Below are 13,254 nucleotides of genomic sequence, written 5' to 3'. Positions count from 1 at the left end.
GAAACCGCCTTAAAATCGATTTTCAGTCAAAATAACTTTTAAAGTAAAAAAGCAGCATTCAAAATATTGAAATGCTGCTTTTTTTATGAAATTTTAATATTTTAGATTATTATTGTTTTATCATAATATATTCACCAGCCCTAACAACTCCATCCTTTGGCTTTGGAGCACCTTCTTTAACAATAATAGGTCCGCTATACCAAAGATTTACTAAAATGGCATCTTTACCACCTACGGTTGTCTTTCTAATTTCAATTTCTCCTATATGGGGAGATGTCGCTTCGATAAAACCAAGTCTTAATCTCTTTTCATCAGCTCTACAATCGTTACATCCCCATTTAGTGCCAGTTAATACCAGTGAGCCGCTTATATTGTTATTGAAACTTGTTGACGTTAACCGGTCTAACGTATTAACTTTTTCAACTCCGTTTTCAATTAATTGGTACTCTCCGACTATTAAATCTTCATAATTATAGCCATTATTAATCATAACATTTTTTTGCAGTTTTATTTTAAATAACTTAGTGCCATTGGTGTAAAGGTAAGTACCGTCATAACCGTTTAGTACATTTTTAGTATCTTTAAAATAAACCCCTTTATCTTTATCGTTAGGCGGAAATGATACGTCCATTATATCACGTACAGGATTTTGAGCCATGCAGCTGTTTAAAAGAATAAAGAATACTGCAAAATTAAAATAGTTTTTCATAGTTATTTGTTGTTTAAGCGCAAGGTACTGCGGTTGCTTTATTTGCTGTTTTATCGATCTCTAACTTATCCCATTTGGTAAGCAACTCATCTGCTTTGTAAATAGATATTCCGAAAGAGGCAAATTGCTGAAGAAAACTTTTTTCTAGTTCTCCATCGCTTTTACTGTATGTAATTGCTTGGTCTTCATGAATTTTATCAAGTTTTTCTCCTTCTGTGCTATATCTGGAATATTTGGTATTATTCCATACCGCATTTACATTGGTGTTTAATGCATTAAAATCATTTACTTTTATAGCATAAGTATGTACGTTGTTTGATTTATCTTTAACAACAACCATTACAAAAGTATCCTGTTTTATCTCTGAACCGGCTTGCTCATAAGTATCCCTTAAAAGTCGTACATCCTGAAAAGAAAACATTGCAACCCCTCTTTCGGGATGCGAATGTGCACTACCAACATATCTTTCACCTGTCGTCGCTGGAGAATTAAACTCATTTTGCGATGTTATCTGAGTATATTCGTACCTATATGTTGCATCATAATTCATTCTTCTTTCTACTTCTACAGTATGTTCTACATTATTAACAGGAGCTTTTACTTTTCCTTTTAACCAATCAATATGAATTTTCATATTCCCGGCTTTATGAACATCTGTAAGCCCTTTGAGTTGATTACAAGGAGTTGTAGCAGGAGGTGGAGGTGTTCCGCCATTGCTGCTTCCACCACCCGGATTTGTATAACCGCCCGGAGTTGTACCGCCACCTGTTGGTGTTGGTATAGGAGGACGTGGATTATATATCACCGGAGTTCCCGTACTTGGCCCTGTTACAATAACCGGTCTTAGCGGAATTGCCGGACCATCACCACCTGATAAACCACCGCATCCACCATCACCAAAATCAGCATAAACACATGGAGCATCAGGTGGAGCTTTACCTGTCATATTTCTATTAATTGAAAATTCAGCAACTCCCTCTTCAACTAAATGATTACTTTCAAATTTAGCAGCTCGCACCGGACCCGTTTTTAAATCCCAAACCGTCATATAACCCGTAAAATCTCCCCCGTCTACAACTTGACTCTCCGGTTTCACATTTTTATTAGAATACGCTTCAAACACAAGAGCTTTAAACTTGTTATCATCTAATTTATAAATATACAATTTTTGTTCCCAAAATTCTCGCTCATCTTTTTTGAGTTCCAGAACAGGTACAATAATAGTGGGTGTACCGTCTTCTGATTTTGTAAAGTTTGCTTCTGCCCAATCGTAATTTAAGTTTTGGACTAATTCATAATTTTTACCACTGGATTCATACTCCTTAAACCATTTTTTAGCTGATAAGATCGTTTTAGTTTGATGCGCTTGTTCATCAATGGCTAACTTTTCAGTTTCACAATTGACCGTGAGCATTGCAATACTAAAAATAAAAACAGCTTTAATCGCATTTTTAATTTTCATTCTTGTGCTTATTTACCATTTCATTTCGCATTTTGCAGGGCTGAATTGGATTTGGTTAGTTCCCGTTTTTAATTCAAAATCATCCGTAAATTATCTTACTAATGTAATTATTCAACAAATTCTTTAATCTTAAATAATTACTCATTACTACTTACTTTTTACAAAATTGTAGTATTGTGTACTATTTTCTGTAAGGCATGGGGCTAACATTACAGTTTTTTCTTAAAAAAAAACGAAAGTATACATTTTATCCTACAAAAACAATTGTAAGTAGATTTTTATTTTAAAAAGTAGATTTTCTAACCTTTTATGTAACAAGTCTTTGTGCTCCATTGCAAAACCATTGCAAAGCCTTTGCAAAGCTTTGCAATGCTATGAAACCTCCCGTTACCCTTGTAAATCCTGAATCGTACCGAAATAAGCTCCGCATATTTGTAATCGATAAGCCTAACAACCTAACACAAGAACGAAAACGAGACAAATGGATATTGATAACTTGTTACAAAGGAACATCTTAGGCGGTCAGGAGTATGAGCCGTTGTTTCCAGAGGTTAGCTGTGATAAGACTAACCTCGGCAACGGCAATACTTTTGATACGGTCAGAATGATAAAACAAATGGTTGTCAAGTATAACTATCAGACAACGGAAGTTGCAAAGCTTTTGCAACAAAATACCCTTAAAGAAACCTGTGATAAAATATACTGGTTTTTATACAACCATATCCAGTACAAAGCCGACGGTGTGGAACAAATGCTTCGAAGCCCTGCCTGCGCTTTTAAAAAGCGAGCTGAGGGGGTAGATTGTAAAACCTATTCCATTTTTGCAAGCTCCTTTCTGGTGAATATGGGAATACGACACTTTATTAGGCAAATCAAGCAACCCAGTTTAAGACCCGATTTGTTTACACATGTTTATGTAATTGTCCCGCTGAATCAAGAAACAGGCGATATCAAACAAGGCTATTTTGTCATAGACGGAACAACCAGTACCAACCGAGAACCTATTTATACTATGGCACACGACACAGAAGTTAATTTACCGCATTACGGCTTAAACGCTCCCAAAACAAATCGCAAAGGCTTTGCAAAGAAAACCCCAATCGTTGCAAAGAAAAGCTCTAACCTTCCTGTTTACTTAGGAATTGGAGCATTCTTTAGCGCTTTATTTTTAAAGAATAATTAATTAAACAAGGAAGTATGATACTAATAAATGCAGAAGACACGGGATTAGGAAAACCCAAGTGGATGAAAAAAATTAGACTTAGAAATGTGAGTTTAAAAAACGCAGTTAAAGTCGCCAAGTTTGCAGCTCCAATAGCAGCGGGATTTGTTCCAGTTGGTGGAGGTGTATTATCTAAGGTGATGAACTCAAAAGGAGGAAAACTGATAAAAAAAGTGGCGAAGTCCAAAGTCGTTAGAAAAGGTGTAGCCCTTTCTAAGACCAACTTCGGGAAAAAAATTGTAGGCGCTGTTCGACCACAAGTTGAGCCTGTGAGTAGTTTAGTTCCTGCCTCCTACGCCCCAATGCCTACAGATACAGCCGGACAAAACGAGAGCAGTTCTTTAGAGGAATCGTCCGAAAGTATCGTAACGGAGCAGCCTGTAGGCGAATTAACTCCCGTGAAAGCCGTTACAGCAAAACCCGCTATTGTCTCCCCTAAAAAAGACAATACTCTTTTGTATGTACTGGGCGCAGCAGTTGTGGGGGGCGGTATTTATTTAGCCACAAAAAAGAAGTAAGTAATTAAAATCAATCACAAATGAATAAAGAAGTAGTAGTCATTGGAGGGGGAATTGTCGGCGGTATGCTGTCAAATGGTGCGAGTACATTATTACCAGAATCCGAAAGCCCGTTAATGAATTTTGTACTAGCGGGTGTATCTGCCTTTGGTGCAACAAAAGTAAGCGGGATTAGCACAAAAGACAATCTTTTAAGAGGAGCATTAATGGGGAGCACCATAGTGCAAGCCTTAATTGCTGTTAGAAAAGTATCAGAAAAACACCTGAGTTCCAAATTCACCGGAACGGGTAAAGGAGCGTTATTCGCTAAAGGCGTGGTCGGTTTAGCCTGTCCAGATGAGGGATTAAACGGTCAGTTTATGGGTGGTGACGGTCATGTTTACGAATACGACGAGCAAGGTTTAAACGGTACTTTCATAGACGAAGCCGGAAATATTTTCCATTCGCAAGACGGTTTAAATGGTGCTTTTGTAGACGAGGAAGGAAACGTTTTTTACGATCAAAACGGATTAAACGGAGAGTATGACGAGTTCTACGAAGACCATGACGGTTTAAACGGAGCGGAAGCAGATGTATACGGCGAAGAAGACCTGCACGGTTTAAATGGAACAGAAGAGTTATACGACGAATTGTACAATCAGTAAAAGCAACATTAAAATAAGGCTGTAACAGGCTTTTCAATCATTAATCAAAAAACAATCACAATGAGCAGAAGATCAGAATTAGCGTCAGCGGTAGCGACAATTAAGGCTAAAAGTAACGGAGGAGTTCCAAGAGTAGGACAAGTAGAATTAACAGATAAAACCCTGTATTTGAATGTTGCCATTAAAGGGCAGGCGGGTACTGTTGGTGTTGTCGATGTTAATACCAAACGTGAGGTAGGTATTACCAACATTGACGGGAATAAATTAAATGCCGGTCGTGATTATATCATAGACGGAATACGATTGCTAAAAGGCGTTAAAAAAAGTGCTGATTTAAAAAGTGAGACTTGGTCTGCTTTACAGGGAGATGAAAACGTATTCATTGACCCCGCATTTTTAAATGCAGAGTTTAGAATCAAACAAGACGGTAACGTTTTGGTAGATATGCCAATTACTGACCTTACAGGAGATAAAACAGTAATTTTTAGACCTCTTTCCACTTCTCCTTTAATCCGTTCTAACATGGAATTTGAATTTGAGATCGAATACCCTAAAGGAGTTTCTGTTCAATCGGCTGAAGATACAAATGTTCGATTCGAATTTAGAGTTCACCAAGCAAAACGATAATCAAAAAAAGGTTTAGTATTCATAAAAAAAGCCGTTAACCGTAAGCAAGTTGCGGCTTTTTTCAAATAACATACGAAAATGGCAGTTAGAGAAAAAGTAATTCATTTAACAATCAAACAAGGAGAAACGGAAGCCTTGTTTACCACCGCCTTAGATGTCGGTTTTATCATGGGAGCAGAATTACATACCAATCACACGGACATAGAAAATTTTGCAGAATATGGCATTCAGGATGACAGCGGTTCTGCCTTTTCAAAGCCCACCCACATCAACCATTGGAAACGTCGAGAAGGTTCAGGATTTGAAGAGAGTTACAAACCTTTGATGTTTGAAACCGAATCTAAGACATTCACGTTCAAAGCAAAGACAAAAAAAGCCGTAGACAAAGAAACCTATTTTCATTTGATTTTGATGTACAAAATTAAACCCGGAAGCTGCACTTAAAATAAGATCAAAAAATGAAAGACATTATACGAGTAAACACCGGAGTAGTTTTTTTGAAAATAAAAGAAGACAAAGAACTTACAATTGATGACGTAACCACTTTGCAGGTTATAAACAGCGGTTTTGTCAATGTCTTTGTTAACGATTTTGAAATTGCAAGCGGGGAAAAAATAACCCTAGTAGCTCCCGACGGCACACTTTCGAAAGTAGAATTAAACATTCGTTTTGCGTCAATTGACAACTCATCAGTAGTAGACACTAATCCTACTATGGATTTGACTTACAGTATGGGCGGAAATGATTTTTCAATTTTCACTTGGAACAGAAAAGAAATAGACATCATTTATAAAAAATTCATCACATGCAGCAATTAGACAACCTTATAGAGAAATTGAACATCGATACGTATTCGGCTGTAACTGTTGTTGATTTGGATACTGATTTATTTCTTTTCCGCAACAAAACACATGCTGAGATCATTGCAGAGCACGGAAACGCAGAAGAATTTTTCGAGTCACTCTTTGAAAAAGGGCATCGTCGTTTAAGCCTGACTTTGAAGCGTAAAAATGGAAGCTCGTATAAAACAAACGGGCAGCCTTTTGAGGTGAATTTTTCAAAAGTAAACCAAGACCCACAACCACAAGTGCAACACTTACCCCAAATCAAAGCACCGCAAGTAGATATGTTCTCCAACTCTTTTGGACTTGGAACTCTTGATATTATGAATTTGATGGTAGCTAAAAATGATGCTTCAAGATTGTTTACTGAAGTAGAAACACTAAAAGCGGAAAACAAGGAATACAAAAAGAAGTATGAAGACATTAGAGAAGAGCAACTACTATCTAAGTACAACGCAGACAAAGAAAGCGGTTTGTGGGGAGCAGTACAGGGAGCTGTACAAAATGCCCCCGCTTTATTAGCTGCCTTTAAAGGTGTTTCTCCTGCTGTGGGTCTTGCTGCGCCAATGGAACAGTACTCAAGCGAAGCCAAACAAAACTTTGCAACGGCTTTGCAAAGCATTGACGATACCGTTGTGGGCGTGTTAGAAAGTATTACAAACGGACTGAATACCAACACCCAATTTTCAAGCGAATTAGCACAATTATTAAAAAAACACCAGTTATGGGAAGCATAGAAACACCAATTACACTAAAGATAAAAGCAAATAATCCTTTTGAAGTAAAAGCAAAAACTAAAGCGCTTACTGAACTCTCTGAGCTCGACAACGAAGCGCTTAACAAACTGGCTGAACTCTCCAAAAGCCCCAAAGCGATCACGCAGCTTAAAACCAATTTCCCAATGATAAAAGGCTTTTTATCGAACTAAAAAACGTAGCAGATGAGAAAGAGAGGACTGGCTAATCCTGCCGTTGTAGCAACTGTCTTATCTAGCCCCGAAGGACGAAAGGCGATTGCTCAATCTCAGGAAAGCGCAAGAAAAGGAATCAGCGTAGGGCTCACGTTTTTTAAGATTTTAGCAGTTGGAGGGCTCTTAACACTTTTTTATTACAAGGTGCTCAAAGGATTTTCCAGACTTGAAGAAAAGTCAAACTATAGACCTAGTAAAATCAGCGTAACAGAAGCAAAAGCAAGAGCAGAAGCCATTTATACGGCACTTTTGGGTTTCGGAGCCAATTTCGCCACTGTTGAAAATAATTTAACGGGGCTTAATCACAACGGCTTTATCAGGGTTTACAATGAATTTGGAGAACGCAGGAGCACTACTCTGGTAAAAATGAATTTAGTAGAATGGCTACAAGACCAGTTTAAAGAAGATGATATTGCCAAATTGCGATTTTTAATAAAAGGATTTTTCTAATGACAAACAAAAAGAAAATAATCATTGTAGGGGTTTCGGTAGTGATTTTAGGACTTGGAGTTTACCTGCTCACCAAAACCAATAAAAACGGAAAATCACTCTTAGGGGGTAATAAAAAGTATATCGACGAGGGTGACGTTAATTTAACGCCTGTTTTTTCTCCGAGCCAAAAATCCGCTTTGTTGTATGAGGCAATGAACCGATACAATGGCACGGATGAAACTTTAATCTTTGAGACCCTGACAGGAGTGACACAGGCGCAGTTTGGGCTTATTAATAAAGTTTTTGGAATCAAAAACTACAATCGCATTTTAGGTTACAACACCATTGGCGGAACTAAATTGCCGCTTAAAACATGGCTCAAAGAGGAATTAAACAGCGCTGATTACAAATTGCTAAGAAAGAAATTCCCGCTCTATCTCTAAAAGGGCACACGGCAAAAATAACAAATCAAAAAGTAGATTTTTTTGCGTGCCAGGAAAAACTGCAGCTGCAGATCCGGTTAAAAAAAATCTACAATTAAAAAAGGAAAGCATGAACGTGAAAAATGAAGATAAAGTACTTATTGGGGTTGGACTGGTAGCCGTTGGCGGTATAGGTTATTTGTATTGGAGGAAAAAACAAAAGCAAAAACAAGACGAGCTCTTAACCGATATACCGGAACCCGAAACCACAATCCCTGCAGATATCCCAATTGAAGTTCCAAGTACCGGAGCTGTTTTAAACAAAAACAAAGTACTGGCTAAAGGCAGTAAAGGAGTTGAAGTCCGAGAGTTGCAACGCCTTTTAGGAGTTACTATAGACGGGGTTTTCGGTAGCATTACCCAAACAGCCCTGCAAAGCAAAAAAGGAGTTTCGAGAATTAGCCTTAACGCTTATTCCAAAGCTAAGACCAATTTAAAAAAGGTATTCGATGCCGTACCTATTGTGCTCACCCTGCCCCGAAAAGGACAAAAACTAATGGCTAGTCAGAATAACGTTAGCCTGTACAACGCCAAGAAAACGGCAAGCGGTTTGTATTTCAACACCGGAACAAAACCCTTTATCGGAGGAACTTTTGATTATGGCCAGCACATTGGCGTTTTTGTGGGTGCTAAAGTAGGCGCTCAGTATTTAATCAACCGTGATGGCACGTATTATTTTGTGAATGCTTCTGCCGTAAAAACCTACTAAGATGGGAACAACAGAAAAATTAATCATTGGAGCAGTAGCCCTCACAAGCTTGTTTTTCCTACTGGCAAAACCCCAAGTAACCCCTAAAAAAGTGATTTTATAATGAGTTTTATTTTAGATAACAGCCGTATTTTTTATAATGTTCTTGAGAGATACAACATAAACACACCACTCCGGATAGCCCACTTTTTAGCTCAGTTAGCCCACGAATCAGGCAATTTTACCCGAATGGTTGAGAATCTGAATTACACCCCCGAGGGGCTTTTGTCAACGAGTCCGTTTAAATCCCGTTTAACTCTTGCCGAAGTAAAAAAATACGGAAGAACCCCAACGCAAAAAGCCAATCAACAAATGATCGCCAATATTGGGTATGCCAATCGCAACGGAAACGGAAACATTGCCAGTGGTGACGGGTGGAGATACCGAGGGCGTGGTTTTATTCAATTGACAGGAAAGGGAACTTACGAAGCCTATAGAAGATACTCGGGGCATGATGTGGTAAAAAATCCGGATTTACTTTTTCAAACAGCTATTGCGGTGGACTGTGCAGCTTGGTTTTTCTCGGTTTACAAAAAATTAAATCCGCTTGCAGATGCTAATTTAATGACCACCATTACCATAAAAGTAAACGGAGCGACTAACGGGCTAACCGATCGGATTAAAAAATTCAACCACTATAGAACTCAAAACATCAGTATTGAGTTATTAAAAAAAAAAGCGAAACCACTACCTGATTTTAATAGCATCCGCACTTACGCTTGGAATTGGCTTTCACCTTATAAACAACATCAAACATGATAAAGACAATAATAAACGAACTTAAATATTATCAGGATTATTTTTTATTCCTCATTGTAGTACTGGCAGGGGTTTTTATGAAAATCTATTTCGCCATCCAAAAAGGCAAAAAACCACGACTTAGTTGGTTTCTGGCTGAAGCCTTCATAAGCTTTTTTGTTGCCTTCTCCGTCTATACGGTTTGCGATCAGTATTTAAACATTAACAAGATGTTTACTTATGTAATCTGCGCTTGGGGCGGTTCATTATCAACCCTTATTCATAGCGAAGTAGAGGAGTTAATAAGCAGCCTTTTTGATGGTTTAAAAACAATGTTAAAACTTAAACTAAAGAAATCATGATAAGCAGCACCACCCCTCAAAATCCTTTCAAATTGTTCCTGAAAGTAATAGCTTTTCTGCTTATTTATTTTGCGCTATGTATTTTATTGCATGGCTGCGCTTCTAAACCAATTCAGAACAACCGTACTATAGAAAAGGTTATTACTCATAAGAAAGACAGCACTAAAATAACGGTTGTAAACAACGCCGTGAATGACACTTTAAAAATACAAGTGCCCAAAATTCAAACCGCTAAACCCGAATGTGACAGCATTACCAAAGCAGAAGTAGAGCGGGTTTTGCAATTACTGAACACTTCTAAAAAATCAGGGGATAATGAGACGGGGATTTATTACGATAGCTTAAAGAATCAAATCATAGCGTGGCAGAAAATAGCGCAAACCAAAAACGAAACCACGGCCATAAGTAAAGAATACGTCTATCTCAAAGGGGATAAATCTATAGAATATGTTCAAGTAAAATTTATTCCTTTTTGGGTTAAAATCTTAGCGTATTTAGGGGGCGCTTTTTTAGTGTTTCTATCGTGGCGAATTGGACGAATTTTTATTTAAACAACCAAGCAAATGAGTCTTAAAAAAATAGTTATCGGAACGGGAATAGTAGCCATTGCAGGTTATTTCTTTTTACAGCACAGAGTGAAAAAGATAATTGAACAATTTCAGTATGTCAGAATCTATCCGGTGGCTTTTAAAAAATTGGATGCCAAGTGGAATGATGCAAGACCTTATATCACTTTCAATTTAGATTTGAAACTCACTAATCCTACCTCAGAGAATTTCAGTGCAAAGATCACCGCTGTAAGGCTTAAACGAATCTTGTTTTACGATAAAAAAAATATGCTGCTCGGAAGCGCAAACGTGAATGTCGATGCCATCACTATTGCCGCTAATTCCAGTATTGTAATCCCAAACGTTCCGGTTCAAATGGATTTGCAAACCACCATTGTAAATGTATTGGCTGCAATGGCTACAAGTAACTTTAAGAGTAGTGATATTCGCATTGAAGCTATTGTAAGTGTTTTAGGCGCAGAACATAAAATTAATTAAAATGACATTAGCGCAAGAATTTAACAGCCTTAACGGACTCATTGTGTCCCGAAAAACACTCGAAGATTTACTTATGCGAGCTGAAAAGCAAAAGCATACCGTTATCTCAAAGCGAGTTATAAAAGTGCTGCAGGCTTTCTCAGATGATACTTTTCTAATTGAAATTAACAATCTGGTAGAACCTTATGGGCTTAATGGTGTAAAACAGGCTTTCAAACCCGTTAAAAAAGTAATTGCAAAAACGATTCGTAAAAGAAAGACAAAAGTAAAAGCGAATACAAAACAATTGAATTTGTCTGATAGTTTGACTAAAGCTGCAAAAGTAAAAAAGCCAATTGCAACGCCAATTAAAAAAACAGAAACTGTAGTAAAATCCATTGCAAAGCCCATTGCAAAGCCAAAGATTGCAGCCTTAAAAGAAACGGTAAATAAAAATTCTCTCGCTTATAAGATGGCAAACAAACCGACTCAGGTTGATTTTTATAAAGTAGAGCATAAAGACATTGCCGAGTTTCTTGGAGAAATTGAGATTAAAGAAAAAGAAAGTGTTGTGATCTCTTTAACTGGCGGTCAGGGCTCTATGAAAACCCGAATGTGTTTTCAGTTTATTAACGCATTGGCTCAGAATTACAAAGTAGGGCATGCCAGTATAGAAGAGCATCCCGAGAGTAGTTTGTACTATGCTAAAGCGGAAGAATATTTAAATCAAAAGGCTTTGCAAAACATTGAAGCTCCCGAAATTAAAAGTATTTCGGATTTAGAAAAACTCATACAAAACAGCGATGTTATCATTATCGATAGTTTTTCTAAAATGCAGGAAATGTGCAAAGGTTTTGAAGTGGATAAGGATTTAAGAAAGAAATACAACGGTAAATTGTTTATTGTCATTTTTCAGCAAACCACAGACGGCAAAATGAGAGGAGGCAGTAAAAGTCAGTTTGATGCCGATGTGGTTTTATTTACCGAAAAGAAATCCGACTATAGAGAAAATTACATCTATGCCGATAAGAACCGTTATCAAAGTAAACCTCTTGACACTTTAAAATTTAATATTTTCAATAAGAAGCTGCAGCGGGAAGAACCCGAAGCATCGCCAGAACCCACACCAAAAAACAAAAAATTATCATTTACAGTAAGTTAATAAAAGTAGATTTTTTCGTGAACCAGGAAAAGCTGCAGGCGAAGATCCGGTTAAAAAAAATCTACAATTCAATAAATCATCAATCAAAAATCAATACATCATGGCAGTAACAAAAAAAACAGTAAAAGGATTAAAAAAAGTATGTAGAAGTGTTGTAAAATCTACAGGGCTTAAAACCGATGGAACACTAAAAAAAGGTTTTAAATATGTTAAAGGTGGTAAAATTGTCAAAGTAGAAGCTGCAAAGACCAAGCCCGTAAAAAAGAAAACGGTAAAAAAGGCTTCAAAATCTAAAAAGTAAAAAAGATGTCAGAGGATAAAAGAATCATAAAATTCATAAAGGAAAGTAACGGCAATGTATTACTCAAGAAATTGGATAATACGCTGATTACTTCTTTTAATCCTGCTCAGAATCTACTGATAATCCCTGAGAGTAAAGACAAGTTCAAAATTCAGTCGAATTCTATCTTTGGAGAGAATCCTTTAGTACTGGATTATAAACAAATAAATTGCGAGCTGTGTGATCCTGTTATTGAAGCTTCGAGTTTCAATGAATTTCTAACGAAGTTATCAACGCTTTTTTTCTATCAATCAACTGCACCAGCTGTACAGGAAGTATTTATAAAGGATTTTCCAACACCTGCTTATTTGCATAAGTATGTTAACCCTTATTTGTGCGATGGGAGTTATTTTCTGCAGGAAGAGAACCCTTATATTGTGCGATGCTCTTTTTTATTTGATCCAAATGTTATGGAGTATCAATCTAAAGTAGTGGTCAATGAAACATTTGATAACAGAAAGAAAAAGCCTTTTGTCAACTTCTACGGTGATAACCCTAAAATTTGCTCTTTCTGGGATTATACCCGTTTTATGGATATGTATATTGCATTTAAGCCCGAATTGTCCAATATACCAACCGAAAACGGTCAGAAAATGTTAACTGTTGATTTTCTTTTAGACGTGAGGACAAATGAGCTCTTTGTACATGATAAATGTTTTGGGCGACCTCAGGTTAATCCCAATCATCCAACAGGATGCTATTTTCTCAAACAAAATGATGCTGTTGGTATTAATAACGGGCTGGTTATAAAAACACCTATGTATAACGCTGAAGTAATGTTTATTCCTCAATATACCCCTGAATAGGTTTTGATAATTATAGTTAGTTAATTTTGGTTAGAAACCGTCGCAAAAGTTTTGTGACGGTTTTTTTATGTTTTTTCAAATGTAGATTATTTTGCGTGCCAGGAAAATCCGGAACAAAGGATCTGATTGAGAAAAATCTACATTTGTTTTTGCATTAGCTTTATG

General features: G+C 37.0%; 20 protein-coding genes. 18 read left to right on the top strand and 2 right to left on the bottom strand.

Annotation, left to right across the window (positions count from 1 at the left end; all coding sequences use genetic code 11):
• Positions 1-109: 109 nt before the first annotated feature.
• Positions 110-709 (bottom strand): DUF6705 family protein, encoded by a 600-nt coding sequence (locus G3A47_RS01745; protein WP_166919832.1) that lies wholly within the window; start codon positions 707-709, stop codon positions 110-112.
• A 13-nt stretch (positions 710-722) separates the two neighbouring features.
• The gene (locus G3A47_RS01740) at positions 723-2,171 is read right to left on the bottom strand and encodes a hypothetical protein (RefSeq protein ID WP_166919830.1); all 1,449 of its coding nucleotides are present in this window, start codon (positions 2,169-2,171) and stop codon (positions 723-725) included.
• Positions 2,172-2,652: 481 nt separating this feature from the next.
• Between G3A47_RS01740 and G3A47_RS01735 the strand changes: the two genes are divergently transcribed.
• From G3A47_RS01735 to G3A47_RS01650, 18 genes are all read left to right on the top strand, one after another.
• Complete coding sequence (locus tag G3A47_RS01735; RefSeq protein WP_166919828.1) at positions 2,653-3,354, top strand: hypothetical protein; 702 nt, start codon at positions 2,653-2,655, stop codon at positions 3,352-3,354.
• Between the two features lie 14 nt (positions 3,355-3,368).
• The gene (locus G3A47_RS01730) at positions 3,369-3,911 is read left to right on the top strand and encodes a hypothetical protein (protein WP_166919826.1); all 543 of its coding nucleotides are present in this window, start codon (positions 3,369-3,371) and stop codon (positions 3,909-3,911) included.
• 20 nt (positions 3,912-3,931) lie between these two features.
• Positions 3,932-4,555, top strand: a complete 624-nt coding sequence (locus tag G3A47_RS01725) for a hypothetical protein (RefSeq protein WP_166919824.1) — start codon at positions 3,932-3,934, stop codon at positions 4,553-4,555.
• Between the two features lie 60 nt (positions 4,556-4,615).
• Positions 4,616-5,182 (top strand): hypothetical protein, encoded by a 567-nt coding sequence (locus G3A47_RS01720; RefSeq protein ID WP_166919822.1) that lies wholly within the window; start codon positions 4,616-4,618, stop codon positions 5,180-5,182.
• A gap of 78 nt (positions 5,183-5,260) precedes the next feature.
• Positions 5,261-5,626, top strand: coding sequence for a hypothetical protein (locus G3A47_RS01715; RefSeq protein ID WP_166919820.1), 366 nt, complete (start codon positions 5,261-5,263; stop codon positions 5,624-5,626).
• 14 nt (positions 5,627-5,640) lie between these two features.
• Positions 5,641-6,000, top strand: a complete 360-nt coding sequence (locus G3A47_RS01710; RefSeq protein WP_166919818.1) for a hypothetical protein — start codon at positions 5,641-5,643, stop codon at positions 5,998-6,000.
• Positions 5,988-6,761, top strand: a complete 774-nt coding sequence (locus G3A47_RS01705; protein ID WP_166919816.1) for a hypothetical protein — start codon at positions 5,988-5,990, stop codon at positions 6,759-6,761. Before G3A47_RS01710 ends, G3A47_RS01705 begins: the two co-directional genes overlap by 13 nt.
• Positions 6,749-6,952 (top strand): hypothetical protein, encoded by a 204-nt coding sequence (locus tag G3A47_RS01700; RefSeq protein ID WP_166919814.1) that lies wholly within the window; start codon positions 6,749-6,751, stop codon positions 6,950-6,952. The genes G3A47_RS01705 and G3A47_RS01700 overlap by 13 nt, the downstream gene beginning before the upstream one ends.
• A 12-nt stretch (positions 6,953-6,964) precedes the next feature.
• The gene (locus tag G3A47_RS01695) at positions 6,965-7,444 is read left to right on the top strand and encodes a hypothetical protein (RefSeq protein WP_166919812.1); all 480 of its coding nucleotides are present in this window, start codon (positions 6,965-6,967) and stop codon (positions 7,442-7,444) included.
• A complete protein-coding gene (locus G3A47_RS01690) occupies positions 7,444-7,869 on the top strand; it encodes a hypothetical protein (RefSeq protein ID WP_166919810.1) in 426 nt (141 codons plus the stop codon). Before G3A47_RS01695 ends, G3A47_RS01690 begins: the two co-directional genes overlap by 1 nt.
• 109 nt (positions 7,870-7,978) lie before the next feature.
• Positions 7,979-8,617, top strand: coding sequence for a peptidoglycan-binding domain-containing protein (locus G3A47_RS01685; protein ID WP_166919809.1), 639 nt, complete (start codon positions 7,979-7,981; stop codon positions 8,615-8,617).
• 102 nt (positions 8,618-8,719) lie between these two features.
• A complete protein-coding gene (locus G3A47_RS01680; protein WP_166919807.1) occupies positions 8,720-9,415 on the top strand; it encodes a glycoside hydrolase family 19 protein in 696 nt (231 codons plus the stop codon).
• Entirely contained in the window at positions 9,412-9,756 is a 345-nt protein-coding gene (locus tag G3A47_RS01675; protein ID WP_166919805.1) for a hypothetical protein, read from the top strand. Before G3A47_RS01680 ends, G3A47_RS01675 begins: the two co-directional genes overlap by 4 nt.
• A complete protein-coding gene (locus tag G3A47_RS01670; RefSeq protein WP_166919803.1) occupies positions 9,753-10,307 on the top strand; it encodes a hypothetical protein in 555 nt (184 codons plus the stop codon). Before G3A47_RS01675 ends, G3A47_RS01670 begins: the two co-directional genes overlap by 4 nt.
• A gap of 12 nt (positions 10,308-10,319) precedes the next feature.
• Positions 10,320-10,802, top strand: a complete 483-nt coding sequence (locus G3A47_RS01665) for a hypothetical protein (RefSeq protein WP_166919801.1) — start codon at positions 10,320-10,322, stop codon at positions 10,800-10,802.
• Between the two features lies 1 nt (position 10,803).
• The gene (locus G3A47_RS01660) at positions 10,804-11,943 is read left to right on the top strand and encodes a P-loop NTPase family protein (RefSeq protein WP_166919800.1); all 1,140 of its coding nucleotides are present in this window, start codon (positions 10,804-10,806) and stop codon (positions 11,941-11,943) included.
• Between the two features lie 100 nt (positions 11,944-12,043).
• Positions 12,044-12,244 (top strand): hypothetical protein, encoded by a 201-nt coding sequence (locus tag G3A47_RS01655; RefSeq protein ID WP_166919797.1) that lies wholly within the window; start codon positions 12,044-12,046, stop codon positions 12,242-12,244.
• Between the two features lie 5 nt (positions 12,245-12,249).
• Entirely contained in the window at positions 12,250-13,089 is an 840-nt protein-coding gene (locus G3A47_RS01650) for a hypothetical protein (protein ID WP_166919795.1), read from the top strand.
• Positions 13,090-13,254 lie beyond the last annotated feature (165 nt).

The organism is Flavobacterium poyangense, from assembly GCF_011751075.1.
GTDB classification, from domain to species: domain Bacteria; phylum Bacteroidota; class Bacteroidia; order Flavobacteriales; family Flavobacteriaceae; genus Flavobacterium; species Flavobacterium poyangense.
The sequence above is the reverse complement of the archived record's forward strand: the minus strand, read 5'-3'. Positions and strand labels throughout refer to the sequence as shown.

Excerpts from the sequence above, each read along its gene's own strand:
- G3A47_RS01680 (WP_166919807.1), top strand. The coding sequence starts at position 8,720 with ATGAGTTTTATTTTAGATAACAGCCGTATTTTTTATAATGTTCTTGAG.
- G3A47_RS01685 (WP_166919809.1), top strand. The coding sequence starts at position 7,979 with ATGAACGTGAAAAATGAAGATAAAGTACTTATTGGGGTTGGACTGGTA.
- G3A47_RS01745 (WP_166919832.1), bottom strand. The coding sequence starts at position 709 with ATGAAAAACTATTTTAATTTTGCAGTATTCTTTATTCTTTTAAACAGC.
- G3A47_RS01735 (WP_166919828.1), top strand. The coding sequence starts at position 2,653 with ATGGATATTGATAACTTGTTACAAAGGAACATCTTAGGCGGTCAGGAG.
- G3A47_RS01700 (WP_166919814.1), top strand. The coding sequence starts at position 6,749 with ATGGGAAGCATAGAAACACCAATTACACTAAAGATAAAAGCAAATAAT.
- G3A47_RS01715 (WP_166919820.1), top strand. The coding sequence starts at position 5,261 with ATGGCAGTTAGAGAAAAAGTAATTCATTTAACAATCAAACAAGGAGAA.
- G3A47_RS01650 (WP_166919795.1), top strand. The coding sequence starts at position 12,250 with ATGTCAGAGGATAAAAGAATCATAAAATTCATAAAGGAAAGTAACGGC.
- G3A47_RS01730 (WP_166919826.1), top strand. The coding sequence starts at position 3,369 with ATGATACTAATAAATGCAGAAGACACGGGATTAGGAAAACCCAAGTGG.
- G3A47_RS01695 (WP_166919812.1), top strand. The coding sequence starts at position 6,965 with ATGAGAAAGAGAGGACTGGCTAATCCTGCCGTTGTAGCAACTGTCTTA.
- G3A47_RS01690 (WP_166919810.1), top strand. The coding sequence starts at position 7,444 with ATGACAAACAAAAAGAAAATAATCATTGTAGGGGTTTCGGTAGTGATT.
- G3A47_RS01670 (WP_166919803.1), top strand. The coding sequence starts at position 9,753 with ATGATAAGCAGCACCACCCCTCAAAATCCTTTCAAATTGTTCCTGAAA.
- G3A47_RS01710 (WP_166919818.1), top strand. The coding sequence starts at position 5,641 with ATGAAAGACATTATACGAGTAAACACCGGAGTAGTTTTTTTGAAAATA.
- G3A47_RS01705 (WP_166919816.1), top strand. The coding sequence starts at position 5,988 with ATGCAGCAATTAGACAACCTTATAGAGAAATTGAACATCGATACGTAT.
- G3A47_RS01655 (WP_166919797.1), top strand. The coding sequence starts at position 12,044 with ATGGCAGTAACAAAAAAAACAGTAAAAGGATTAAAAAAAGTATGTAGA.
- G3A47_RS01675 (WP_166919805.1), top strand. The coding sequence starts at position 9,412 with ATGATAAAGACAATAATAAACGAACTTAAATATTATCAGGATTATTTT.
- G3A47_RS01660 (WP_166919800.1), top strand. The coding sequence starts at position 10,804 with ATGACATTAGCGCAAGAATTTAACAGCCTTAACGGACTCATTGTGTCC.
- G3A47_RS01740 (WP_166919830.1), bottom strand. The coding sequence starts at position 2,171 with ATGAAAATTAAAAATGCGATTAAAGCTGTTTTTATTTTTAGTATTGCA.
- G3A47_RS01720 (WP_166919822.1), top strand. The coding sequence starts at position 4,616 with ATGAGCAGAAGATCAGAATTAGCGTCAGCGGTAGCGACAATTAAGGCT.
- G3A47_RS01665 (WP_166919801.1), top strand. The coding sequence starts at position 10,320 with ATGAGTCTTAAAAAAATAGTTATCGGAACGGGAATAGTAGCCATTGCA.
- G3A47_RS01725 (WP_166919824.1), top strand. The coding sequence starts at position 3,932 with ATGAATAAAGAAGTAGTAGTCATTGGAGGGGGAATTGTCGGCGGTATG.